Origin of the sequence: Brevibacterium gallinarum (genome assembly GCF_014836885.1) — a bacterium.
Taxonomy (GTDB): domain Bacteria; phylum Actinomycetota; class Actinomycetes; order Actinomycetales; family Brevibacteriaceae; genus Brevibacterium; species Brevibacterium gallinarum.
The window spans coordinates 356,164-378,756 of sequence record NZ_JACSPY010000001.1 but is presented as its reverse complement, the minus strand read 5'-3'; the positions used below and the strand labels follow the sequence as shown (position 1 = coordinate 378,756).

General features: G+C 67.5%; 20 protein-coding genes and 2 tRNA genes. 4 read left to right on the top strand and 18 right to left on the bottom strand.

Features of this window, described 5'->3' with window-relative positions:
• Position 1 precedes the first annotated feature (1 nt).
• The 7 genes from H9634_RS01875 to leuC form a co-directional block, all read right to left on the bottom strand.
• A complete protein-coding gene (locus H9634_RS01875) occupies positions 2-1,156 on the bottom strand; it encodes a D-alanine--D-alanine ligase family protein (RefSeq protein ID WP_191725113.1) in 1,155 nt (384 codons plus the stop codon).
• Positions 1,157-1,183: 27 nt separating this feature from the next.
• Positions 1,184-1,723 (bottom strand): YbhB/YbcL family Raf kinase inhibitor-like protein, encoded by a 540-nt coding sequence (locus H9634_RS01870; protein ID WP_191725112.1) that lies wholly within the window; start codon positions 1,721-1,723, stop codon positions 1,184-1,186.
• Positions 1,724-1,770: 47 nt separating this feature from the next.
• Positions 1,771-2,811, bottom strand: coding sequence for an NAD(P)H-dependent glycerol-3-phosphate dehydrogenase (locus H9634_RS01865; RefSeq protein WP_191725111.1), 1,041 nt, complete (start codon positions 2,809-2,811; stop codon positions 1,771-1,773).
• Complete coding sequence (locus tag H9634_RS01860) at positions 2,808-3,659, bottom strand: lysophospholipid acyltransferase family protein (RefSeq protein WP_191725110.1); 852 nt, start codon at positions 3,657-3,659, stop codon at positions 2,808-2,810. The genes H9634_RS01865 and H9634_RS01860 overlap by 4 nt, the downstream gene beginning before the upstream one ends.
• Positions 3,656-4,975, bottom strand: coding sequence for a UDP-N-acetylglucosamine 1-carboxyvinyltransferase (gene murA, locus H9634_RS01855; RefSeq protein WP_175292906.1), 1,320 nt, complete (start codon positions 4,973-4,975; stop codon positions 3,656-3,658). Before murA ends, H9634_RS01860 begins: the two co-directional genes overlap by 4 nt.
• A 173-nt stretch (positions 4,976-5,148) precedes the next feature.
• Positions 5,149-5,748 carry a 3-isopropylmalate dehydratase small subunit gene (leuD, locus tag H9634_RS01850; RefSeq protein ID WP_191725109.1) on the bottom strand — a complete coding sequence of 200 codons (600 nt, stop codon included), beginning with the start codon at positions 5,746-5,748 and terminating at the stop codon, positions 5,149-5,151.
• A gap of 10 nt (positions 5,749-5,758) precedes the next feature.
• A complete protein-coding gene (gene leuC / locus H9634_RS01845) occupies positions 5,759-7,189 on the bottom strand; it encodes a 3-isopropylmalate dehydratase large subunit (RefSeq protein ID WP_175292908.1) in 1,431 nt (476 codons plus the stop codon).
• A 126-nt stretch (positions 7,190-7,315) separates the two neighbouring features.
• Here leuC and H9634_RS01840 point away from each other — a divergent pair, with 126 nt between their 5' ends.
• From H9634_RS01840 to H9634_RS01830, 3 genes are all read left to right on the top strand, one after another.
• Positions 7,316-8,035 (top strand): IclR family transcriptional regulator, encoded by a 720-nt coding sequence (locus H9634_RS01840; protein WP_102161721.1) that lies wholly within the window; start codon positions 7,316-7,318, stop codon positions 8,033-8,035.
• A gap of 405 nt (positions 8,036-8,440) precedes the next feature.
• A complete protein-coding gene (locus H9634_RS01835) occupies positions 8,441-9,013 on the top strand; it encodes an RDD family protein (protein WP_191725108.1) in 573 nt (190 codons plus the stop codon).
• Positions 9,014-9,131: 118 nt separating this feature from the next.
• Positions 9,132-9,761 (top strand): DUF4282 domain-containing protein, encoded by a 630-nt coding sequence (locus tag H9634_RS01830; protein ID WP_191725107.1) that lies wholly within the window; start codon positions 9,132-9,134, stop codon positions 9,759-9,761.
• Here the strand turns inward: H9634_RS01830 and H9634_RS01825 are convergent.
• From H9634_RS01825 to H9634_RS01815, 3 genes are all read right to left on the bottom strand, one after another.
• On the bottom strand, positions 9,748-11,124 hold the full coding sequence (locus tag H9634_RS01825) for an MFS transporter (RefSeq protein WP_191725106.1): 1,377 nt from the start codon (positions 11,122-11,124) through the stop codon (positions 9,748-9,750). The two genes, H9634_RS01830 and H9634_RS01825, sit on opposite strands and share 14 nt — an antisense overlap.
• A 97-nt stretch (positions 11,125-11,221) precedes the next feature.
• Positions 11,222-11,294 (bottom strand) — tRNA-Glu (locus tag H9634_RS01820).
• A gap of 1 nt (position 11,295) precedes the next feature.
• Positions 11,296-11,367 (bottom strand) — tRNA-Gln (locus H9634_RS01815).
• A 100-nt stretch (positions 11,368-11,467) separates the two neighbouring features.
• On the opposite strand from H9634_RS01815, the gene H9634_RS01810 reads away from it, so the two are divergent.
• Positions 11,468-12,202, top strand: a complete 735-nt coding sequence (locus H9634_RS01810; protein WP_191725105.1) for an SDR family oxidoreductase — start codon at positions 11,468-11,470, stop codon at positions 12,200-12,202.
• 145 nt (positions 12,203-12,347) lie between these two features.
• Here H9634_RS01810 and H9634_RS01805 read toward each other — a convergent pair whose 3' ends face one another.
• The 8 genes from H9634_RS01805 to H9634_RS01770 form a co-directional block, all read right to left on the bottom strand.
• Positions 12,348-13,862 (bottom strand): GntP family permease, encoded by a 1,515-nt coding sequence (locus H9634_RS01805; protein WP_191725104.1) that lies wholly within the window; start codon positions 13,860-13,862, stop codon positions 12,348-12,350.
• 177 nt (positions 13,863-14,039) lie between these two features.
• Positions 14,040-15,344, bottom strand: coding sequence for an alpha/beta fold hydrolase (locus H9634_RS01800; RefSeq protein WP_191725103.1), 1,305 nt, complete (start codon positions 15,342-15,344; stop codon positions 14,040-14,042).
• Position 15,345: 1 nt separating this feature from the next.
• Positions 15,346-16,794: a glutamate--tRNA ligase gene (gene gltX, locus H9634_RS01795; RefSeq protein ID WP_225210503.1), complete on the bottom strand. Its 1,449-nt coding sequence runs from the start codon at positions 16,792-16,794 to the stop codon at positions 15,346-15,348.
• Between the two features lie 160 nt (positions 16,795-16,954).
• Positions 16,955-17,761: a fumarylacetoacetate hydrolase family protein gene (locus H9634_RS01790; RefSeq protein ID WP_191725101.1), complete on the bottom strand. Its 807-nt coding sequence runs from the start codon at positions 17,759-17,761 to the stop codon at positions 16,955-16,957.
• 570 nt (positions 17,762-18,331) lie between these two features.
• Positions 18,332-18,622 carry a hypothetical protein gene (locus H9634_RS01785; protein ID WP_191725100.1) on the bottom strand — a complete coding sequence of 97 codons (291 nt, stop codon included), beginning with the start codon at positions 18,620-18,622 and terminating at the stop codon, positions 18,332-18,334.
• 140 nt (positions 18,623-18,762) lie between these two features.
• The gene (locus tag H9634_RS01780; protein ID WP_191725099.1) at positions 18,763-19,467 is read right to left on the bottom strand and encodes an SRPBCC family protein; all 705 of its coding nucleotides are present in this window, start codon (positions 19,465-19,467) and stop codon (positions 18,763-18,765) included.
• Positions 19,464-21,914, bottom strand: a complete 2,451-nt coding sequence (gene cutA / locus H9634_RS01775; RefSeq protein WP_191725098.1) for an aerobic carbon-monoxide dehydrogenase large subunit — start codon at positions 21,912-21,914, stop codon at positions 19,464-19,466. Before cutA ends, H9634_RS01780 begins: the two co-directional genes overlap by 4 nt.
• Positions 21,911-22,516: a (2Fe-2S)-binding protein gene (locus tag H9634_RS01770; RefSeq protein ID WP_318244968.1), complete on the bottom strand. Its 606-nt coding sequence runs from the start codon at positions 22,514-22,516 to the stop codon at positions 21,911-21,913. The genes cutA and H9634_RS01770 overlap by 4 nt, the downstream gene beginning before the upstream one ends.
• Positions 22,517-22,593 lie beyond the last annotated feature (77 nt).

Genomic DNA, 22,593 nt, shown 5'->3' with positions numbered 1-22,593 from the left:
CTCAGCTCGTCGGCTGGTTGGCCGCCTGACGGGCGTGATCGCTCATCGCGATGCTGATGAGCTCGGAGATCAGCTCGCTGTACTCCAGCCCGGAGGCGGCCCACATCTGCGGGTAGGCCGAGCTCGGTGTGAAGCCGGGCAGCGTGTTGAGCTCGTTGATGAGCACCTCGCCGTCAGCGGTGACGAACGTGTCAACGCGGGCCAGGCCGGTGCATTCGAAGGCCTTGAAGGTGCGGGCGGCGAGGTCCTGGATCTTCGCGGTGGTCTCGGCATCGACATCGGCGGGGCAGATGAGCTCGACGGAATCGAGGTCGAGGTACTTGGCCTCGAAGTCGTAGAACTCGTGGTCGCCGCCGACGACGATCTCCGAGGGCACCGAGGTCCGCGCCCGGCGGTCGTAGACGGAGCCGAGGACGGAGCATTCGATCTCACGTCCGTCGACGAGCGGTTCGACGATGACCTTGTTGTCGTGTTCGAACGCAGCTCTCAGCGCGGCGTCGAGTTCGGAGGTGTCGTTGATCTTCGACACGCCGATCGAGGAGCCGGCGCGGCAGGGCTTGACGAAGGCGGGGAAGCCCAGCTGCTCGACCCGTGCGGTCATGACCTCCGGGGCGTGTTCGTACTTCACCTCGGTGACGAGGACGAACGGGCAGGCCGGGATCCCGGAGTTGGCCATGACGGCCTTCATGAAGTGCTTGTCCATGCTCACCGCCGAGGCGAGCACTCCGGCGCCGACGAACGGGGTGTTCGACAGTTCGAAGATCCCCTGGATCGTGCCGTCTTCGCCGTAGCGGCCGTGCAGCACCGGGAAGTACACGTCGACGACGACGAGCTCGCTCAGCGTGCCGTCGGCTCCCCGGTGCAGCAGCGGTTCGCGATGCTCGGAGATCGAGGGGATGACCGAGGTGCCGTCGTCGGTCACCTCGGGCATCGCCTCGGGATCGAAGGTGAACTTCTCCCAGTCCTCGACGATCCGCCACGTGCCCTGCCGGGTGATGCCGATCGGGATGACCCGGTAGGCGCTCCGGTCGATCGCGGCGAGCACATTGGCTGCCGAGACGCACGACACGGCGTGCTCTGAGGAGCGGCCGCCGAACAGGACGGCGACGACGGGCCGGGTGTCGCCGGCGGTGGAGGACGAGGAGTCTGGTGTCATGGGATCAGCTGTTCCTAGCGGGGTTGGTCACTTGACTTCGAAGGTGGTCTCGATCCAGCCGCGGCCGATCGACTTGAAGAACATGTTGAAGCCGACGAAGGCCGGGCTGGCCGAGGCGTCGAGTTCGAGCGGTTCGGACAGGGCGTGGACGATGAAGAAGTAGCGGTGCGGACCGTGGCCCTCCGGCGGGGCGGCGCCGACGAAGCGGGGCTCACCGGCGTCGTTGCGCATCATCACAGCCCCGGCGGGCAGCAGCCCGGCATCCGGGTCACCGGCGTTGGCCGGCAGCTCGGTGACATCGGCCGGCAGGTCGGTGAGCACCCAGTGCCAGAATCCGGAGCCGGTCGGGGCGTCGGGATCGAAGCAGGTGACGGCGAAGGCTTTCGTCTCCTCCGGGAAGCCGGACCAGGACAGCTGCGGGGAGATGTCCTTGCCGCCGTCGATGCCCATCGCGCCGGAGCGCTGGGCGGCGTCGAGTTCGGCTCCTTCGGTGATGTCGGTGCTGGTGACCTCGAAGCGCGGGACCTCGTTGAGCTTGGCGAAGGGTGAGTTCTGGTGCTCGATCATGTTTCCTCCTGAGCCGGTGACGGGTGACGGGTGGCGGCTGAGGGCTCTCAGCTGCCGGCCGGGCTCTGGCCCGGGGTCTGGTCGTACTTCATCGGGCTTTCGGTCTTACGCTTTCGAGACAACAGCAAACCGCCCAGTTCGTCAACATGCAGCCGGCCGGTGAGCACGGCGGTCACCCCCTGGGTGATCGGCAGTTCGACGCCGTGGGAGCGGCCGAGTTCGAGCACCGCGGCAGCGCTCTTGACGCCTTCGGCGGTCTGGGCGGTGCGGGTGGTCGCCTCCTCCAGGCTCAGCCCCTCGCCGAGCAGCCGGCCGAAGGACCGGTTGCGCGACAGCGGTGAGGCGCAGGTGGCGACCAGGTCGCCGAGGCCGGCGAGACCGGCCAGGGTGTGGGCGTCTGCGCCCATCGCCAGTGCCAGGCGCGTGGTCTCGGCCAGGCCGCGGGTGATGATCGAGGCCTTCGAGTTGTCTCCCATCCCCTGCCCGTCGGTGATGCCGACGGCCAGGGCGATGACGTTCTTGATCGCCCCGCCGAGTTCGACGCCGACGACGTCGTCGTTGGTGTAGGGGCGGAAGTAGGCGTTGGCGGTGAGTTCGGCGATGCGGTCGGCGACGGCCTCATCGGCACAGGCGATGACGGTGGCGGTCGGCTGGCCGACGGCGATCTCGCGGGCCAGGTTGGGCCCGGAGACGATCGCGATGCGCTCCGGGCCGGCACCGGTGACCTCGGCGATGACCTCGCTCATCCGCTTGCCGGTGGTGACCTCGATGCCCTTCATGAGGCTGACGAGCACGGCGTCCTCGCGCAGCAGCGGCGCCCACGCGGTGAGGTTCTCGCGCAGGGACTGCGCGGGCACCGCCAGCACCACCACCTCGGCGGCGGCGAGCACGTCGGCGATGTCGTCGCTGGCGCGGATCGCATCCGGCAGCTCGATGTCGGGCAGGTAGCGGCTGTTGGTGTGGGAGGTGTTGATCTCGTCTGCGGCTTCCGCGCGGCGGGCCCACAGCAGCACCTCGTGACCGGCGTCGGCGATCACCTTGGCGAACGTCGTCCCCCAGGATCCGGCTCCGAGTACGGCGATCGTCATGCGGTGTCTCCTTCTGTGCGCCCGGCGGCCGGCCGGTAGTCGGCGCGGAAGCGCTCGGGCATCTCCTCGCCGCGCAGCACTGCGAGTTCGGCTGCGATGTGGCTGGTGACGCGGTTGGTCAGGGTGCGGACATTGGCGGTGGTCAGCCCGTCGAGGTCGCTGTAGTCGATCGCCGGGCCGAAGGCGATGCGCAGCGTGTCCTGCGGGCGCGGTTTGGGGATCTTCGCCCCGACCGGCATCGACCTGTCCAGACCCCAGTGGGCGACCGGGATGAGCGGGGCGCCGGTCGACAGGGCCAGGCGGGCGGCACCTGACTTGGAGGCCTGCGGCCACAGGTCGGGGTCCTTCGTCAGGGTGCCCTGCGGGTAGATGACGATCGACTGTCCGCCTTCGAGGGCGGCTCTGGCGTAGACGAGGCTGCCGCCGGCGTGCACGGAGTCGCGCAGCACCGGGATCTGGCCGATCGCCTTGAGTCCGGCGCCGAGCACGCCGGTGAACAGCGGGGACTTGGCCAGGTAGTGCGGCAGCCGGCCGCGGTACCACAGGGTCAGCCCGATGAGGATCGGGTCGAGGTAGCTGGCGTGGTAGGCGACGAAGATCGCCGGCTGGCCCGAGGGCGGGATGTGTTCGTCGCCGAGCACCTGGTAGCGGCCGAAGAGGCGGAAGAGCACGCCGGCGGTCGGGGCGACGAAGCTGGCGGTGAACTTCTGCTTCTTCAGGCTCTTGGCATCGAAGTCGACGTGGTACTTCGGTGGGGTGCCGGTGACGTCGACGGTGCCGTCGTGGGTGGCGTGCAGGGCTTCGGCCGGCACGTCGTCAGGGTGGGCGCGGCTGTCGTTGTGCGTCATGCCATCTGCACCTTCGCGCCGAGGGCTGCGAGCTTGTCGAGGAAGTCCTCGTAGCCGCGGTTGATGATGCCGATGCCCGAGACCCGGGAGGTGCCCTCAGCGGCGAGGGCGGCGATGAGGTGGGAGAAGCCGCCGCGCAGGTCGGGGACCTCGATGTCGGCGCCGCGCAGCTTCGTGGGACCGGAGATGACGGCCGAGTGCTTGAAGTTCTTGCGCCCGAATCGGCACGGGGTGCCGCCGAGGCATTCGCGGTAGAGCTGGATCGTCCCGCCCATCCGGTTGATCGCGTCGGTGAAGCCGAAGCGGTTCTCATACACGGTCTCGTGGATGATCGACAGTCCGGTGGCCTGGGTCAGGGCGACGACGAGCGGCTGCTGCCAGTCGGTCATGAAGCCCGGGTGCACGTCGGTCTCCAGCGGCAGGGAGGACAGTTCGCCTCCCGGATGGGAGAACCGGATGCCGGTCTCGGTGACATCGAAGGTGCCGCCGATCTGACGGAAGACGTTGAGGAAGGTGATCATGTCCGGCTGGTGGGCCCCTGCGACGAACACCTCGCCGCCGGTGGCCAGCGCGGCAGACGCCCACGAGGCGGCCTCGATGCGGTCGGGCAGCGCCCGGTGGGTGTAGCCGGTGAGCTCGTCGACGCCGAGGATGCGGAAGCAGCGGTCGGTGTCGACGGAGATGATCGCGCCCATCTTCTGCAGGATCGCGACGAGGTCCATGATCTCGGGTTCGATCGCGGCGTTCTTCAGCTCGGTGACGCCTTCGGCGGTGACGGCGGTGAGCAGCACCTGCTCGGTCGCCCCGACCGAGGGGTAGGGCAGTTCGACCTGGGTGCCCTGCAGCCGCTGGCGGGCTTCGAGCTGGATGCCGCCGGGGGTCTTGTCGACGCTCGCCCCGAACTGGCGCAGCACGTCGAGGTGGAAGTCGATCGGCCGGTCGCCGATGCGGCAGCCGCCGAGGTCGGGGATGAAGGCCTTGCCGAGGCGGTGCAGCAGCGGTCCGCAGAAGAGGATCGGGATGCGCGAGGCGCCGGCATGGGCGTCGATGTCGACGATGGAGCCCTGTTCGACATTCGAGGGGTCCATGACGAGCTGGCCGTCGGGCGAGTCGCCGTCGGGCTGGGATTCGACGCGCACGCCGTGGACTTCGAGCAGGCCGGTGACGACCTCGACATCGCGGATGCGCGGGACCCCGCGCAGCACAGACGGGCTGGATCCCAGCAGTGATGCGACCATCGCCTTCGACACGAGGTTCTTCGCACCTCGGACGCGGACGGTGCCGCTCAGCGGTGTGCCGCCGTCGACCTCGAGCATTGTCCTCCTTCGCCGTGTTCCGGCTTTCCGCACGCAGGGTTCGGCGTGGGAGCCGGCGCCGAGGCGGTGGCTCGGCGGCTTGGCGTGCGTGACCAGCCTAGCGAATCGTCAGCCGGTCAGCCTGTCACCACACTGTCAGGAAGGCAGTGTGCACTCAGTCGCAGTGCGCTGTCTCAGACCTTCGCCGGCAGCGTCTGCGGCTTGAAGCTCGGGCGTGAGGACTCGTAGGACTCGATGTCATCGGCGCGTGCGAGGGTGAGGCTGATGTCGTCGAGGCCTTCCAGGATCCGCCAGCGGGTGTAGTCGTCGATCTCGAAGGGCACGGTGAGCGAATCGCAGGTCACGGTGCGGATTTCGAGGTCGACGGTGATCTCCGTGCCGGGCTGGTTGTCGAGGATCTTCCAGATCAGCTCGATGTCGGACTGCTCCAGCTTGGCGGCTACGAGGCCCTCCTTGCCGGCGTTGCCGCGGAAGATGTCGCCGAAGCGGCTGGAGAGCACAGCTTTGAAGCCGTAGTCCTTGAGTGCCCATACGGCGTGCTCGCGTGAGGAGCCGGTGCCGAAGTCGGGGCCGGCGACGAGCACGGAGCCGCCTGCGTAGGCCTCCTGGCTCAGCACGAAGTCGGGGTCTTTGCGCCAGCGGGCGAAGAGCGCGTCGTCGAAGCCGGTGCGGGTGATGCGCTTGAGGTAGACGGCCGGGATGATCTGGTCGGTGTCGACGTTCGAGCGGCGCAGCGGCACGCCGGTGCCGGTGTGCGTGGTGAACTTCTCCATGGTTCCTCCCTCAGGCGCTGACCGCGGTGCGGTCGTCGGCGGTCAGGTCAGCAGGTGACGACAGGGTGCCGCGCACCGCGGTGGCCGCGGCGACGAGCGGGCTGACGAGGTGGGTGCGCCCGCCCTTGCCCTGCCGGCCTTCGAAGTTGCGGTTCGACGTCGAGGCGCAGCGCTCTCCCTCGGCGAGCTGGTCGGGGTTCATGCCCAGGCACATCGAGCAGCCGGCGAAGCGCCATTCGGCGCCGAAGTCGGTGAACACCTGATCGAGGCCCTCGGCCTCGGCCTGCAGGCGGACCTTCGCCGAGCCGGGCACGACCATGAACTTCACGTCCGGGTGCTTCGTCCGGCCCCGGATGACGTCGGCAGCTGCCCGCAGGTCCTCGATCCGGCCGTTGGTGCATGAGCCGAGGAAGACGGTGTCGATGGCGATGTCGCGCAGCGGCATGCCCGGGGTCAGATCCATATAGGCCAATGCGCTTTCGGCGGCCGCCCGGTCGTTCTCGTCGACGATCTGGGCCGGATCCGGGACGCTGGCGCTCAGCGGCAGACCCTGCCCGGGGTTGGTGCCCCACGTGACGTACGGTTCGATGTCTGCGGCCTGGAGCACCACCTCGGCGTCGAAGACTGCGTCGTCATCGGTGCGCAGGGTCTTCCAGTACTCCACGGCAGCATCCCAGTCTGCGCCCTCGGGGGCGTGCGGGCGGCCGTGGATGTAGTCGAAGGTCGTCTCGTCCGGGGCGATCATGCCGGCGCGGGCACCGGCTTCGATCGACATGTTGCAGATCGTCATGCGGGCTTCCATCGACAGCCTGCGGATCGCCTCGCCGCGGTATTCGAGGACGTAGCCCTGTCCCCCGCCGGTGCCGATCTTGGCGATGATCGCCAGGATGATGTCCTTGGCCGTCGAGCCTTCGGGCAGCTCGCCGTCGATGGTGATCGACATCGTCTTGAACGGCTTGAGGCTCAGCGTCTGGGTGGCGAGCACGTGCTCGACTTCCGAGGTGCCGATGCCGAAGGCGAGTGCGCCGAATGCGCCGTGGGTCGAGGTGTGGGAGTCACCGCACACGACCGTCATGCCCGGCTGGGTGAGTCCGAGCTGCGGGCCGACGACGTGGACGATGCCCTGGTCCGCATCGCCGAGGGAGTGCAGCCGGATGCCGAACTCCTCGGCGTTGGCCCGCAGGGTCTCGATCTGCTTGCGGGAGGTCGGATCGGCGATCGGCTTGAAGATCTCGAGTGTCGGGGTGTTGTGGTCTTCGGTGGCGATCGTCAGGTCCGGGCGGCGCACCGGCCGGCCGGCGAGGCGGAGTCCTTCGAATGCCTGGGGGCTCGTCACCTCGTGCACGAGGTGGAGGTCGATATAGAGCAGGTCGGGAGCGCCGTCGTCGCCGCGTGCGACGACATGATCGGCCCAGACCTTCTCGGCCAGTGTCTTGCCCACAGGATCCTCCTATATATGCGGTTCGCGCCTGAGACAGGTCACGGGTGCGGGTTGGCCACCGACGCTAATGCCCTATTCTGCATGGTGAACTTGCATCTCGATTTTTGAGATTGCAGAATGTTGAACATGAGCACTCAAACTGGTAGCGGCGTGGGGGTCATTGACAAGGCCTCCCTCGTTCTTTCTGCACTTGAAGCCGGTCCTGCTTCCCTTGCCGAGCTCGTCACGCTCACCGGCCTCGCCCGCCCGACGGCGCACCGTCTGGCCGTGGCCCTGGAGTATCACCGCTTCGTCGGCCGCGATCTGCAGGGCCGGTTCGTGCTGGGCCCCCGCCTGGCCGAGCTGTCCTCGGCTGCCGGCGAGGACCGGCTGCTGGCCGCCGCTGGGCCGGTGCTCAATCAGCTGCGCGACCGAACCGGTGAGAGCTCCCAGCTGTTCCGCCGCCAGGGTGATCTGCGACTGTGCGTGGCGGCGGCCGAGCGCCCGGTGGGCCTGCGCGACTCCGTGCCGGTCGGAGCCACTCTGAGCATGCGCGCCGGTTCGGCTGCACAGGTGCTGCTCGCCTGGGAGGAGCCCGACCGCCTGCATTCGGGGCTGCGCGGTGCCCGCTTCACCGCCACGATGCTCTCCGGTGTGCGCCGGCGCGGCTGGGCGCAGTCGATCGCCGAACGCGAGCGCGGAGTCGCCTCCGTGTCCGCCCCCGTGCGCGGTCCGAGCAACCGGGTGGTGGCTGCGGTGTCGATCTCCGGGCCGGTCGAGCGGCTGACCCGCCAGCCCGGCCGACTGCACGCACAGTCGATCCTCGAGGCTGCCAAGGCTCTGACGGAGGCGCTCAACCGCGCCTGATCCTCTCTCCTGCACATCCTTCTTCACAGCGCGGCACCGGACATCGTGTCCGGTGCCGCGCGTGCGTCTGCCGAAAGCTCTGCTCGGCCCGCCCTGTTCCGTGCCGGAGCCGCTAAGCTGGCAGAAACCGCGAACGCGGTTCCACACGTCTCGATAGAGCACAGTTGAGGAGAGAAGATGCCGATGACGTCACCTGAACCTCCCGCCCAGCCACCACCGCCGCCCGCCTCACCTCCCACTGTGAGCGCCGGCAGCCGCACGGCCCCTCCCCCGCCGCCGCACGCTCCAGTTGCGGCAGATCTGACAGCAGGCGGCCGGGCAGCGTCCGATGCTGCCCAGACCGGTGCCGCAGTCACCGGCACGGCGTCCCACCGCGGGGCATGGCTGGAACCCACGGCCACCAGCATGCAGCCCCAGACCCACACCTCACCCCAGCCCGCCTGCCCACCCGGTCCCAAGGTCATCGCATTCTCCGATGCCCGCACTGCCGTGCTCGCCAACCCCGTCAGGCGCTGGGTCGCCCGCATCATCGACCTTGCCTTCGTCAATGCGCTGACGGGCGTCGTCCTCCTCGCCTTCTCGCTCATCGGCGCCGCCATCGGTCGTGCCAACAGCAGCGAGGCTGTTGAGGGCATGCTCATGGCCCATGCCGGGCGGCTCGGCGGCTACCTGCTGGCCTTCCTCCTTGTCATCACCCTGCTGTGGACCTATGAGCTCATCATGGTCGCGATCTGGGGTGCGACAGTGGGAAAGATGCTCATGCGCATCCGCGTCGTCAGGGCAGCCGAGGGCACTCGGCCGGGATTCGGCCGCAGCTTCCTGCGCTGGCTCATCCCGGGACTCTGCGCCTACGTCCCGTTCGTCGGCGGGTTCGGCACGCTGCTGTGCTACCTGACGCTGTTCATCGACACGAAACGCCGTCAGGGCCTACACGATAAGGCGGCATCGACCGTCGTCATCAGCACAGCCGACCGCTGAGCTGAGCCTGGCACCGGCAGTTGCCCGATGGCAGACCGACGGTGCAGGCTTCCAGATCACCGCCGCGCTCTCCCGACTGTCAGCACTGTCAGCAGCATCAACCACTGAGAGGAACACCATGACCCAGCCTCCGTCCCACCCGCAGGACCCACAGCAGCCCCAGGACCACCAGCAGCCCCAGGGCCCGCAGCAGTCCCAGGATCCGCGGCAGCCGACCGGATATCAGGCTCCGCATGCCCCCGCAGCCGGCCAGTCTCAGCCGGGTGCTGCCAACCCTTACGCCCAGCCCTACAGCGCCCAGCCGACCGGCGCGCAGCCGACTGGCGGTCAGCCGACCGGCGCGCAGTCCGGCCCCGCCTGGGGCGGCGCACCAGAAAGCGGAAGTTCCGTCAGCGGGCGGTCGACCAGCGGCTTCTTCAAAGCCCTGTTCGACGTGAAGTTCGATCACTTCGTCAGCATCACTTGGGCGGGGATCATCTACGTGCTGCATATCCTCGCGTGCGCGTTCACGTGGATCGCCATCATCGTCATCGGCATCTTCTTCGGTATCGCCATGGGCGTGAGTCTCTTCGGCGAGTCGTCGTTCAACCCGCTGCCGCTCATCCTCGCGATCCTCTTCGGCTGGATTCCGGCCCTCATGCAGCTCGTCTACGGGCGCATGATCCTGGAGTTCATCGTCGCCTCGATCAAGACCTCCGAGAACACCCGGAAGATCGCCGAAGACACACTCTCGCTCAGTCAGCGCTGAGCGGAGCCCCAGCGCTGAGCTGAGCCTCGGCGGTCCGAGAGCGGGTGCTCAGGACACCGCCGAAGGAGACGAAGATCCCGCCGAGCACGAGCACCGTGACTACGGCAGCAGTCTGCCCGCCGAGCAGTCCGGCGAGTGCCGGCAGCCAGAATGGGAAGAGCGCCGGGAGCACGATCGAGGCGCTGTATGCGGTGCCGTAGCCGGTCGAGCGGACCTCGGCCGGGAAGATCTCTGAGAGGTGCGCACCGATCGGCCCGTAGGCGGTGACGGTGAGCGCCTGGATGAGGCACACGAGTGCGGCGGTGGCGACGATCGTCGAGGCCTGCGTGATGAGCACGTAGAGGACCGGCCCGCCGACTGCGGCGATGATGCCGGCGAGCACGAAGAACCGGCGCCTGCCGACGAGGGTGGAGATGTGCCCGGTCACCGACATCACCAGCGCCTGAGCGATCGCGGCTGCGGCCATGACGACCGGCACGGTCTCCGCCGTCAAGTGGGCGGCACTGCCGCCCTCACCGAGGTAGGCGGCCATCCGGATGACGACCATATTCGTCATCAGCCACAGCCCGGTCATGAGCAGGAACACCGCCCAGAACGGCCGTGCCCAGCGGCCGAGGACGACCGCCCGCAGCGAACCCAGCTCAGCCGGACGGCCACTGGAGCCGGCCGCCTCACTCCTCCCCGCCTCGGGCGCGGCAGCATCGGCCGGCAGCAGCCTGGAGGCCTTCGCATCGGCGACATTGCGATGGTAGTAGGCGAGCACGAGCAGGGAGGCGATGCCGCCGGCGGCGAAGGCCAGCCGCCAGCCGAACACGGCATAGGCCTCGGGGCCGAGAACGGCGAGCAGACCGAGAGTGGCCAGTGCGATCGAGGCCTGCGCCCACGGGGCCATCGCCATGATGAGCCCGGAGAACAGGCCGCGGCGGCGCGGTTTCGACCATTCCATTGCCAGCGGGATCGCCGAGGTGTACTCGCCGGCGAGGAACATGCCGCCGAGGAAGCGCAGCAGCAGGACGAGGCCGATCGCAGCGATGCCGATCGTCTCGTGGGTCGGCAGGCAAGCGATGGCCAGGGTGCAGATCGCGGTGCCGGCGATCGCGACCTGGGTGATGGCGGTGCGGCCGAACCGGTCGGCCAGCCTTCCGAAGACGACCGCGCCGAAGGGCCGGCCGAGCAGCGTCGCGACGATCGTGAGGGTGGCCGCCCCGGCGATCGCCTCGCGGCCGACCAGATGCGGCAGGGCCGGGGCGAGAGCGGTGAGAGGCAGGAAGATGTGCAACTGATCGACATAGTTGCCGACCACGCCGCCGGTCAGCGCGGCACGGGCCTCACGCGGCGGGCGGGGGCTGTCGTCTCGAGTCATGGTCTCCGTCGATCATGCCAGGGCACAGCCGGGGGCGGTGCCGGTCGGAAATGACGAATCCCGGCGCCTGATCATGTCAGACACCGGGATTCAACCGTACCCCCGAGCGGGTTCGAACCGCCGTTTCCGCCTTGAGAGGGCGGCGTCCTAGGCCACTAGACGACGGGGGCGCTGGGGTACCAGGACTCGAACCTAGACTAAGTGAACCAGAATCACTCGTGCTGCCAATTACACCATACCCCAATGCACTTCGGAGGCTTGCGCCTCCCTGGCAACGAAAGATTACTCTACACACTCCGATCCCCGAGTGCAAAATCGCGTGAGGGGCGGCACAATGAGGCTCATGGACCTCCAGATCTCAGGCCGCACATTCATCGTCACAGGCGGCTCATCAGGGCTCGGATTCGCCACCGCCGAGGCGCTTGTCGCCGAGGGTGCGAACGTGCTGATCTCCTCGCGCAGCCAGGAGAAGATCGACGCCGCGCTCTCCCGGCTCGGTGACCGAGCGGCCGGACTGGCCCTCGACAATGCGGCCGCTGACGCTGGTGCGCGGCTCTTCACCGCCGCGGCCGAGGCGTTCGGCGCGGCGCCGGTTGCCGGTGTATTCATCTCCGTCGGCGGGCCGGCTGTCGGGCATTACTTCGACACCAGCGAAGAGCAGTGGCGCGAGGCGATCGAATCGGTGTTCCTCGGCTCCCTGCGTTTGGCGCGCTTCGCCTGCGAGCGTCTGGAGCCCGGGGGTGCGGTCGGGATGGTGCTGTCGTCGTCGGTGTGGAATCCGATCCCCTCGATCGCGATCTCGAATGCGCTGCGGCCCGGAATTGCGATGGCGATCAAGAACATGGCCGATGAGATCGGCCCGCGCGGCATCCGGATCTTCGGTGTGGCCCCCGGTCAGATCCTCACCCCGCGGATGGGTGAGGCACCCGATGCTGAGCAGCTGGAGCATGTGCCGCTGCGCCGGCTCGGGCAGCCGCATGAGTTCGGGCAGGTCGCAGCGTTCCTGCTCTCCCCTGTCGCCAGCTACATCACCGGCAGCGTCATCGCCGTCGACGGCGGGATGGTCCGCTCGCTGTGAGCCGGCAGACCTGAGCACACAGTCCTGAGCACACTGAACCCACAGTCCTGAACCCACAGCCCCGAGCACTGAGCACACTGAGCACACATCACTGCGCGGGCAGCCACCGGAGACCGGCAGCTGCCCCCGCATGAGGTTTCTCACATCAGGCGAAGATCGACAGGATCGCGATCATCAGCAGCGTCACCGCTGACGTGATCGCCAGGGTGATGACGAAGATGTCCTTGTAGGAGTCGCGGTGGGTGAGGTTGCAGATGATGAGCAGCGAGATGATCGCCCCGTTGTGCGGCATCGTGTCGAGACCGCCGGAGCCCATCGCGATGATGCGGTGCATCGTCTCCATTGCCAGGCCCTGGTTCTCCGCCTGCAGGATGAGGTCATCGCCGAGCGTGTTGAGCGCGATCGTCATGCCGCCGGATGCTGAACCGGTGATGCCGGCCAGGGCGGAGACAGCGACAGCGGAGTTGAGCAGCGCATTCGACGACAGCCCGGTGACGGCCTCGCGGACGACGGCGAAGGCGGCGACGCTGCCGATGACGGTGCCGTAGCCGACCTCAGAAGCGGTGTTGAAGATCGGCATGAGCGAGTCGCGGGCACCCTGGGCGAAGGCCTGGAACAGTTCGCCGAGGCGGCCGATGTTGAGCAGCAGGACGACGAGGATCGCTGCGAGCAGGGCGAGCAGCACTGCCCAGGTGCTGATCCGGTCCTGCAGGGAGATGCCGCCGTAGAGCTCCTCGCCGAGCATGCTCCAGTCCATCGCCGGCAGCACGACATAGGTGGCGAGGATGTTGACGACGAACACCGCGACGATCGGCAGGAACGGCAGCAGGCGGATCTGGTGCTCGGTCGGCTCACCGGTGGCGGTGCGCAGGCTGGGAGCGGTCGAGCCGCTGCGCTCATCGGTGGCGGTGTCCGGGTCGACGATCCCGTCGGAGGCGTACTGCTCACCGGCAGCATCGACGCGGACGCTGCGCGTGGAGCCCTTCTTCGCCTGCCGCTGCTCCATATCGGTGATGGTGGCGAAGTTCTCGCCTGCAGCGATCATCTTCTTCTTGCGCCATTCGAGGTAGAGCATGCCGAGGGTGAACATGAGCGCACCGGAGATGATGCCGATGACCGGTGCGGCGAAGGTGTTGGTGCCGAGGAACTTGCCGGGGATGACGTTCTGGATCTGCGGTGAGCCCGGCAGCGCGGTCATGACGAAGGTGAAGGCGCCGAGGCTGATGGTCGCGGGGATGAGCCGGCGCGGGATGTCGGCTGCCCGGAAGAGCTCGAGGGCCAGCGGGAACATGACGAACACGACGACGAAGACGCTGACGCCGCCGTAGGCCAGAATCGAGCAGATGAGCACCGTGCCCAGGATCGCCCGCTTGGGCCCGAGGATCCGCACGATCGTGTGGGCGATCCCCTCAGCGAACCCGGAGACCCGCATGAGCTGGCCGAACACGGCTCCGGCGAGGAACAGCGGGAAGTAGTTGATGATGAAGCCCGCCGCCCCGGTCATGAAGATCTCGGTGTAGCCGGGCAGCAGCGGCATGCCGGCGAAGATGAGAGCCACGAGCGCGGCCAGCGGGGCGGCGATGATGACCGACATGCCGCGGTAGGCGGCGACGATGAGGAAGATGAGAGACAGGATGATGCCGAGCACACCAAGCGTCATTGAGGTTCCTTTCGACCGAAGCTTCGATCACGATCAGATTCGACGTGCCGCCGGGTTCGGCCTGCTCGCCCAGTGGTGCCAGCGAGGTGAACACGGAATCACAAGTGCGGCACAAACCTATGCTCTGTCAGCCATGTCACACCTGCGCGTCCGGATACCGGACAGGGCATCGGGGTCTCAGATTTCGTCGCGGGTGAGCTTGAGAAGCCGGTCGAGCACCGCGCCTGAGGATGCCGAGAGCCCGTTGTGCTCATACTCGTTCGTCACCCATGGCCGCATCCGCGGCAGCAGTGAGGCGGTCGCCAGGGAGTACTGCTGGGGAACATAGGCGTCCTCGAAGTACACCGCGGCAGCCGCCGGCACCTCAGCTCGACGCAGCTGCTCGGCATCCCACAGCTTCGGCCACCGGCAGGCGGCCACCCGTTCGGCGATGTCCTTCCACACCGCAAGCGGGCCGGTGGAGAACACGGCAGGAGTCATGTGCTCACCGGCCAGCAGCGTCGGGTCGGTGCGCACCGCCTCCGGCATCGCCGCTTCAGCGGCCCAGTCGGTGACGACCCCGTCAGCCCAGCAGCTCTCGTGCACCACCGCATACAGCGGATTGCGCCCGGAGAACGGCATTGCCGCGGCGAAGTCGTAGCGGAAGGCGGCGGTGTCGATGTCGCCTTCGAGCAGGTAGGCCAGCCGCTCGGCCCCGCCCGAGGCACCGAGGAAGTGGCCGAGCAGCCGCACGTGATCGACGGTGGCGAACGTGCCATCGGGCAGCTCCAGACCGGATGCAGCCCGGGAGCTCAGCTCCTGCAGCTTCACAGCCGCGCGCGGATACCGGGCAGTGAAGGCCCGCGACTTTGCGATCATCTGCTGCCAGGTGGCGGCGTAGACCTCCCGCGGGTGCCCGCCGACGGCCGGCAGCCCCCCGGTGAACAGCGCCTCGCGGATGACCTCCGGATGCTCGCTCAGATACCGCAGCGTGCAGAACCCGCCGAAGGACTGCCCGAGCACACTCCACTGCTCGACCCCGAGCGCCCGCCGCACGTCTTCGGCATCGGCGATGATCGAGTCGGCGCGCAGGTGCGTCAGGTACCCGGCCACCGCCTCGGGATCGGCTGCATCGAGACCGGCCGGCAGCCCGGTGATCCGTCCGTCGACCCAGCCGACCGGGGTCGAACGGCCGGTGCCGCGCTGGTCGAGCATGACGATGCGGAAGTCCTTGAGCGCCCGTTCGATCCAGCCGGGACTCGACTGGGTGGCGCGGAACGCCTCGTGCCCAGGACCGCCCTGCAGGTACAGCAGGTACGGCTTGGTCGAATCCTTCCTGCCCAGGATCCGGGCGAAGACCTCCAGCGTTGCCGGCTGCTGCCCCGTTCCCGAGGTGCCGAGCGGCTTGCCGTACCCGCGGTCGACGGGCACGGTGAGGGTGAGCTCTTCGACGCTGAGCCCAGGCAGGCGCAGACCCGGAACCACAGCTGCGGAGTCCGTCATCTCAGGAGTCCTGTGCCTGAGCGCCGGCCGCGTCAGCGGCGAGGTGATCAGCCAGGGCCCGCAGGCGGGTGAGCGAGGAGTCCTTGCCCAGGATCTCCATTGACTCGAACAGCGGCGGGGAGACCCGCCGACCGGACACCGCCACGCGCAGCGGCCCGAAGGCCAGCCGCGGCTTGATGCCCATCTCATCAACCAGCGCGCTCTGCAGGGCGTCCTGGATCGCCGCAGTCGACCAGTCGTCCAGCGGTTCGAGCACCCGCAGGGAGGCAGCGAGCACCTCGGGAGCGGTGTCCTTGAGCGTCTTGAGTCCCTCAGCGGTCAGCTCCAGGTCGGCATCGTCAGTGAAGAGGAAGCCGAGCAGGTCGGGTGCCTCGCCGAGCAGGTTCATGCGGGTCTGCACGAGCGGGGCGGCGGCGGTGAGGATCTCGTCCTCCCGGGCGCTGAGCTGCTCACCGACGATGCCGGCGCGCTGCAGGTAGGGCACAAGACGGGAGCGGAAGTCAGCGGCGTCGAGCATGCGGATGTGGTCGCCGTTGATGGCGGTGGCCTTCTTGACGTCGAAGCGGGCCGGGTTGGGCAGCACGTCGTGGATGTCGAAGGCGTCGATGAGCTCCTCGACGGTGAAGACGTCGCGGTCCGGTCCGATCGACCAGCCGAGCAGGCCGAGGTAGTTGATGAGGCCCTCGCGGATGAAGCCGTTGTCGCGGTGGAGGAACAGGTTGGACTCCGGGTCGCGCTTCGACAGCTTCTTGTTCCCCTGCCCCATGACGTAGGGCAGGTGGCCGAACTCCGGCGTCTGCTCAGCGACGCCGATGTCCTTGAGCGCTTCGTATAGCACGATCTGGCGCGGAGTCGAGGACAGCAGGTCCTCGCCGCGCAGCACATGGGTGATGCCCATGAGCGCATCGTCGACCGGGTTGACGAAGGTGTAGAGCGGTTGGCCATTAGCACGCACGACGACGAAGTCAGGCACGGAGCCGGCTTTGAAGGTGATCTCGCCGCGCACCAGGTCGGTGAAGGTGATGTCCTCATCGGGCATGCGGACGCGCAGCACCGGTTCGCGGCCCTCGGCGCGGAAGGCGGCCTTCTGCTCTTCGCTCAGGTCGCGATCGTAGCCGTCGTAGCCGAGCTTCGGGTCGCGGCCGGCGGCCCGGTGGCGAGCTTCGACCTCCTCATTGGTGGAGAAGGACTCGTACAGGTGGCCGGCGTCGACGAGGCGGGTGATGATGCCCTGGTAGATCTCGCCGCGCTGGGACTGCCGGTAGGGGCCGTCGGGTCCGCCGACGTCGATGCCCTCATCCCAGTCGAGCCCCAGCCAGCGCATCGCTTCGAGCACCTGGCCGTAGGACTCCTCGGAGTCGCGGCTGGCGTCGGTGTCTTCGATGCGGAAGACGAATGTGCCGCCGGTGTGGCGGGCATACGCCCAGTTGAACAGGGCGGTGCGGACCATCCCGACGTGCGGGGTGCCGGTGGGCGATGGGCAGAAGCGGACTTTGACGCTCACAGTTTCCTTCGTTCTTCGTCGATGCGTGTGCTGGTGGCTGGTGGGGGTGGAACCGGTCCCGAGGCGGTGGTGTCCGGACCCGAGGCGGTGGTCGCCTGGGTGTGGCTCAGGCGTCCATGACGGGGTTCTCGAGCAGGCCGAGGCCTTCGATGGCCACCGAGACGTGCTGGCCGGCTTCGATCTTGCCGACTCCTGCCGGGGTGCCGGTGAGGATAACGTCGCCGGGCAGCAGCGTGATCGTCTCGGTGATGTGCTCGATGAGGGTCGGAATGTCGAAGATGAAGTCCTCGGTCGTGCCGTCCTGGCGCTGCTCGCCGTCGACCCACGAGCGAATGGCGACGGCTTCGGGGTCGAAGTCGGTTTCGATCCACGGGCCGAGCGGGCAGGAGGTGTCGAATCCCTTGGCGCGTGACCACTGCTTGTCGGTGTCCTGGATGTCGCGCAGGGTGACGTCATTGCCGGCGAGGTAGCCGAGCACGGTGTCGTAGGCCTGTTCGGCGCTGACCTGTTTGGCGACCCGGCCGATGACGACGCCGAGTTCGGCTTCATAGCTGACGTGTTCGCTGATCGCCGGGATGCGGATCGGGTCGCCGGGGCCGATGACGGCGGTGTTGGGCTTGAAGAAGGTCAGCGGGGAGACCGGCACGTCGTTGCCGAGTTCAGCGGCGTGGTCGGCGAAGTTCCGGCCGACGCACACGATCTTCGAGCGCGGGATGATCGGTGCCAGCAAGCGGACATCGTCGTAGGTCAGGCGGTCGCCGGTCGATTGGGCGGGGCTGAAGAAGGGGTCCGAGTCGAGGACGGCGATCTCCAGGCCCGAGGTGTCGGCGCGGCCGTCGACGATCTCGCCGAGCTCACCTTCGACGACGCCGTAGGTGGGCTCATCGTTGTGGACGAATCTGACAATGCGCATGGCTACAGTCTAGGTGTACTCAGCCACGGGGTTGGTGACAGCGCGCCGGATTTGACGTAAGGGAGGATCTCTTGGGCGGGGTGTCGCTTGTCTAAGGTCACTACCCGAAGCTCGGAACGATTCAGCTTAGATATAGCTTCAAGACTCAATGCCAGCACATCGCAGAGGGCCTGGGAATCAAGATTCCCGGGCCCTCCACCGATAGCAGCAAGTCAAATCCGGTAGCTAGACACGGACTGCGGCCGACGCCGAGCTAGCAACTATCGAAAGCAGTCATCTGAGCCGACGTTACACTCGCTGCCCGATTTCATACATACTCACCCGAGTGCCAGACTTATACCCTGAATCGAATGATTTGACATTCCCCTTCGGGCATGCGCGCCGAGGTGTCGTCCAGGTAGTTTTAGCGAACTTGGCGCCAGCTTTCACGCAGTAGCTATCGGCCTTCGTGTCCTTCACGCTACCGGAGACCTTAACCGAGTTACCGCTTCGGCAAGCACGGTTAGTGATATTGCCATATTTTCCTCGAATAGTGACCGTCTTTGAACACTGAGCCGCCTGAGCATTGTTCTACGTCGATGCATTCTGAGCATCAACCGTCACCGTTCCATCAGTCGACACAATAACGTCTTCACTATTGACGAACTTTGAAATATCCGCGACCTCCTCCCCAGTGGAAGCGTCTGTGACGATCGCTTCGAACGCACCCGCGCCGGCAGATACGTCCCAGTCGACGGAAAGGCCGATCTCTTCTGAGATGACCGCACGCTCCTGCATATTCGGGGGTTGCGCTGCCGTTGCAGGACCAGCGAAGAGGGTAAGAGCTACGGTGCCGACTGCCGCAAAGAAAAGGGATTTCATATTATCTTCCATTCATTGAACGGCTCAAGTCGAGCCTGGGGATTGAGGGGCTAGCGCCCTCGAGTGAGAAGTCTAACATGTCCCCATGCGTCCTGGGTTCCGTCCCGTGGCGCTGCTGTGGGCCGTCTCACCCGCGATGATCAGCGCCGGCCGTTGATGATCGCGCCGACGACAACACCGAGGAGTGCGATGCCGGCACCGGCGGCCATGCCGGTGAGGAAGCCGCCGGTCCCCTGGCTGCCCGCACCGGCTGCCGCCGGGGCGTACCCGGCGGCGCCGTTGAGTGCCGAGCCCTCGGACCCCGGTGCTGCCACAAGGCCTGTGTCCGACAGTGAGCGGGAGTTGGCTGCTGCCGGGGCGCCGACCTGTGCACCGGGTGCCGCCTGCTCGTCTGCTTCGGGCACGCCGTCGGCTATCGCCCTGTCGATGTCGGCGAAGAACTTCGTGGCGATCCGCTTGGCGACTCCGCTGAGCATCCGCTGCCCGACTCCGCCGATCGGCCCGCCGAGGATCGCATCGGCCTCCCAGTTCACGGTGCTGCCCCCGCCTTCGGCGGCGCTGAGCTGCACCGCGACCTCGGCGCCGATGGTGCCCGGTCCCCCGGCCCCGTTGACGGTGAGCACGAAGGATTCGGGCTCACGCTCTTCGGAGAAGACGACGGTGCCGTTGTAGGTGCCCTTGATCGCGGCGACCCCCATCGTGACGACGACCGCGTACTTCCCGTCGCCGGCGTCGGTGAAGGACTGCACGCCGGGGATGGTGGCTGCGAGGATCTTCTCATTGTGGAAGGCATCCCAGGCAGTCTGCGGGTCGGCGTTCATCGTCGCGGTGGAGGAGATCTTCATCGGGTCACCTTTTCTTCTGCTTGTGCGTCGTCGGTCTCCGGCACGCGTGCCGGGTGCTGCAGGGAGGGCCAGTGGCCGCCGGCGTGCTTTTCGCGCAGCTCCCACAGCTCCGATGGGGAGATCGGCATGCGGGTGATGGGGAAGCCCTCGGCGTCTTCGATCGCCGAGGCGATGACCGAGGTGCCGGGGATCGTTCCGGCCTCACCGGCGCCCTTGATGCCGAGCGGGTTGAGCGGGCTCGGGGTCTCCAGGTGGTCGGTTTCGACGTGCGGGATCTCGGTGGCGAACGGCATGAGGAAGTCCATGAAGGAGGCGTTGAGCAGCTGGCCGGTCTCGTCATAGGCCATCTTCTCGTACAGGGCCCCGGCGATGCCCTGTGCGACGCCGCCGAGCACCTGTCCTTCGACGACGAGCGGGTTGATCATCTTGCCGCAGTCGTGGACGACACAGTAGCGCAACACCGTGATGTCGGCGGTTTCCGGGTCGGTTTCGACGATCGCGGCGTGCATGCCGGAGGCGAAGGTGGTCCGCTGCGGGGAGAAGAAGTCCCGTTCCTCCAGTCCCGGTGACTCACCGGGTAGCATCGGCGGCTTCGACTCATCGCTGGGCATCCCGAACTGGGTGGCGGCCTTGGCGGCGTCGTCGAAGGCGTAGCGCAGCGGGTTGGACATCACTGAGATGACCTCGAGCGGGATCGAGGCTGAGGGATCGCCTTTGACCTGCACGATCCCGTCGACGATCTCCAGGTCGGCTGGATCGACTTCGAGTGAGCGCCCGGCGATCGTCAGCGCCTTCTGCTTGAGCTTCTTGGCCGTCAGGTGCACGGCGTTGCCGCTCATGACCGCCCCGCGCGAACCCCACGTGCCCACCGAGTAGGGGGTCTTGCGGGTGTCACCGGTGATGACGTTGACCCGGTCGATCGGCACACCGAGCTCATCGGCGACGATCTGGGCGAATACGGTCGCGTGCGCCTGCCCCTGGGTCGTCAGGCCGGTCCACACGTTGACCCGCCCGGAGGTCTCGACTTCGATGTGCCCGCCCTCATAGGGTCCGGCGCCGGTGCCTTCGACATAGCAGGCCACGCCGATGCCGACCCTGCGGCCCTCGGCGGCGGCTTTCGCGCGGTAGGCGGCGAAGTCGTCCCAGCCGATGAGCTCCTTGAGCTTGGCCATCGAGGCCGGGAAGTCACCGGAGTCGTAGATGCCCTCGCGTCCGTCCTGGAGGACGAGGCCGATCGGGTGCGGGAACTCGCGTACGAAGTTGGTCTCGCGCACCTCGGTGCGGTCGCGGCCGAGCGCATCGGCCACCGCGTCCATCGCCCGTTCCATCATGTACACGCCCTGTGGGCGCCCAGCCCCGCGGTAGGGGGTGACGATGACGGTGTTGGTGTACAGCGACCACCATTCGCAGCGGTAGTTGCGGATGACGTACGGCCCGAGCACGTGGGTGGCGGTGTTGAGCGGCGGGATCACCCCGTAGGGCAGATAGGCGCCGTTGTCGTGCCAGAACTTCACGTCGAGGGCGTGGATCTTGCCCTCGTCGTCGAAGCCGATGCGCACCTGCTGGAGCTGCTGGCGCTCATGGGCGGAGGAGATGAAGTGCTCGCGGCGGTCCTCGGTCCAGGCGATCTCCCGGTCCAGTGCCCGGGCCGCGGCGGCCACGCAGACCTCCTCGGGCCAGGGGTGGTTGATCTTGACGCCGAATCCTCCGCCCACATCAGGAGTGATGACCTCCATCTTCGTCAGCGGCATCTCCAGCTTCGCAGCCAGTGCCGCCCGCAGTCCGGTCGAGGTCTGCGTCGAGGAGTACACGATCATGCTCTCGTCGTGACGGTTCCAGCGGGCGAGCACGCCCTTGCCCTCCATCGGCATGCAGGCGCTGCGCTCGATGTCGAGGTCGATCTCGAGCACATGCGGGGCACCGGCCATCGCCTCGTCGACCGCGCCGATCTCATCGATGCTGTGGGCGGCGATGTTGTCGGCGACATCGGCATGCACGGCATGCTCGGCCCTCCGGGAGGTCGCGACCCCGACGACGGCCGGCAGGTACTCGTAGTCGACGTGCACGGCACTGGCGGCGTCTTCGGCGATGTAGCGATTCTCAGCGATGACCATGGCGATCGGCTCTCCGACGTGGTTGACGTCGTCCTTGGCGAGCGCGTACCCGGTCTTCGGCGCGATGAGCGAGGGGTGCGGCAGCAGCATCGGCAGCCGTTCACCGGCCGCGCCGGGCAGATCCTCGTGCGTCCACACGGCGTAGACGCCGTCGACGTCAAGCGCGCCGGAGACGTCGATGTCGAGGATCGTGGCATGGGCGTGCGGGCTGCGCACGAACGCCGCGGCCAGCGTGTGGGGCGAGGACAGGTCATCGACATAGGAGCCGTTGCCGGTCACCAGCCGCGGGTCCTCCTTGCGGGCGATCTTCTGCCCGAACATCCGTGTCGTCATCGCTGTCCTCCCCCGTCCGTGCCGGGTGCCCCGTGCGTGCCGGGTGCCCCGTCGCCCGTGCCCGAGGCGGCGGCCGCCTCGGGTGCGGATCCGGCCCTGCGTAGTTCGGCTGCCCGCAGCACGGAGGCGACGATGTTCTGGTAGCCGGTGCAGCGGCACAGGTTCCCGGAGATCGCCTCGCGAGCCTCCTCGGCTGTGGGGTCGGGGTTCTCGTCGATGAACGCGTCGATGGTGGTGATGAACCCGGGGGTGCAGAAGCCGCACTGCAGGCCGTGGCAGTCGATGAACGCCTGCTGCACATCGGAGGGATGCTCGGGGTCATTGCCGATGCCTTCGACGGTGCGGATGTCGCTGCCTTCGGCGGCGACGACAAGCATGAGGCAGGAGCGCATCGGCTTGCCGTCGACCTGGATGGTGCAGGCGCCGCACACTCCGTGTTCGCAGCCGACGTGGGTGCCGGTCAGCCCGATGTCGTGGCGCAGGGCGTCGGAGAGCAGCCGGCGGTCGGCGACGGAGATCTCGTGTACAGTGCCGTTGACCATCAGCCGCACGGTGCGGTGCGGTTCCGGCTCGGTTCCCTCGGCGTGTGCCAGACTGCTCACGTGTCCTGCTCCTTCTCTCAGCCGATGTCTGTCATGTTCGTCGTCACGGTCGCTGCTCTCATCTGCCCGGTGCGCCT

Bases quoted from the DNA above. Each gene is read 5' to 3' on its own strand.
- H9634_RS01835 (WP_191725108.1), top strand. From the start codon at position 8,441: ATGCAGCCCCAGACCCACACCTCACCCCAGCCCGCCTGCCCACCCGGT.
- H9634_RS01810 (WP_191725105.1), top strand. From the start codon at position 11,468: ATGGACCTCCAGATCTCAGGCCGCACATTCATCGTCACAGGCGGCTCA.
- H9634_RS01800 (WP_191725103.1), bottom strand. From the start codon at position 15,344: ATGACGGACTCCGCAGCTGTGGTTCCGGGTCTGCGCCTGCCTGGGCTC.
- gltX (WP_225210503.1), bottom strand. From the start codon at position 16,794: ATGGTCCGCACCGCCCTGTTCAACTGGGCGTATGCCCGCCACACCGGC.
- H9634_RS01785 (WP_191725100.1), bottom strand. From the start codon at position 18,622: ATGAAATCCCTTTTCTTTGCGGCAGTCGGCACCGTAGCTCTTACCCTC.
- H9634_RS01860 (WP_191725110.1), bottom strand. From the start codon at position 3,659: ATGACGCACAACGACAGCCGCGCCCACCCTGACGACGTGCCGGCCGAA.
- H9634_RS01825 (WP_191725106.1), bottom strand. From the start codon at position 11,124: ATGACTCGAGACGACAGCCCCCGCCCGCCGCGTGAGGCCCGTGCCGCG.
- leuD (WP_191725109.1), bottom strand. From the start codon at position 5,748: ATGGAGAAGTTCACCACGCACACCGGCACCGGCGTGCCGCTGCGCCGC.
- H9634_RS01840 (WP_102161721.1), top strand. From the start codon at position 7,316: ATGAGCACTCAAACTGGTAGCGGCGTGGGGGTCATTGACAAGGCCTCC.
- H9634_RS01780 (WP_191725099.1), bottom strand. From the start codon at position 19,467: ATGAAGATCTCCTCCACCGCGACGATGAACGCCGACCCGCAGACTGCC.
- H9634_RS01790 (WP_191725101.1), bottom strand. From the start codon at position 17,761: ATGCGCATTGTCAGATTCGTCCACAACGATGAGCCCACCTACGGCGTC.
- H9634_RS01875 (WP_191725113.1), bottom strand. From the start codon at position 1,156: ATGACACCAGACTCCTCGTCCTCCACCGCCGGCGACACCCGGCCCGTC.
- cutA (WP_191725098.1), bottom strand. From the start codon at position 21,914: ATGACGACACGGATGTTCGGGCAGAAGATCGCCCGCAAGGAGGACCCG.
- H9634_RS01870 (WP_191725112.1), bottom strand. From the start codon at position 1,723: ATGATCGAGCACCAGAACTCACCCTTCGCCAAGCTCAACGAGGTCCCG.
- H9634_RS01865 (WP_191725111.1), bottom strand. From the start codon at position 2,811: ATGACGATCGCCGTACTCGGAGCCGGATCCTGGGGGACGACGTTCGCC.
- murA (WP_175292906.1), bottom strand. From the start codon at position 4,975: ATGCTCGAGGTCGACGGCGGCACACCGCTGAGCGGCACCGTCCGCGTC.
- H9634_RS01830 (WP_191725107.1), top strand. From the start codon at position 9,132: ATGACCCAGCCTCCGTCCCACCCGCAGGACCCACAGCAGCCCCAGGAC.
- H9634_RS01805 (WP_191725104.1), bottom strand. From the start codon at position 13,862: ATGACGCTTGGTGTGCTCGGCATCATCCTGTCTCTCATCTTCCTCATC.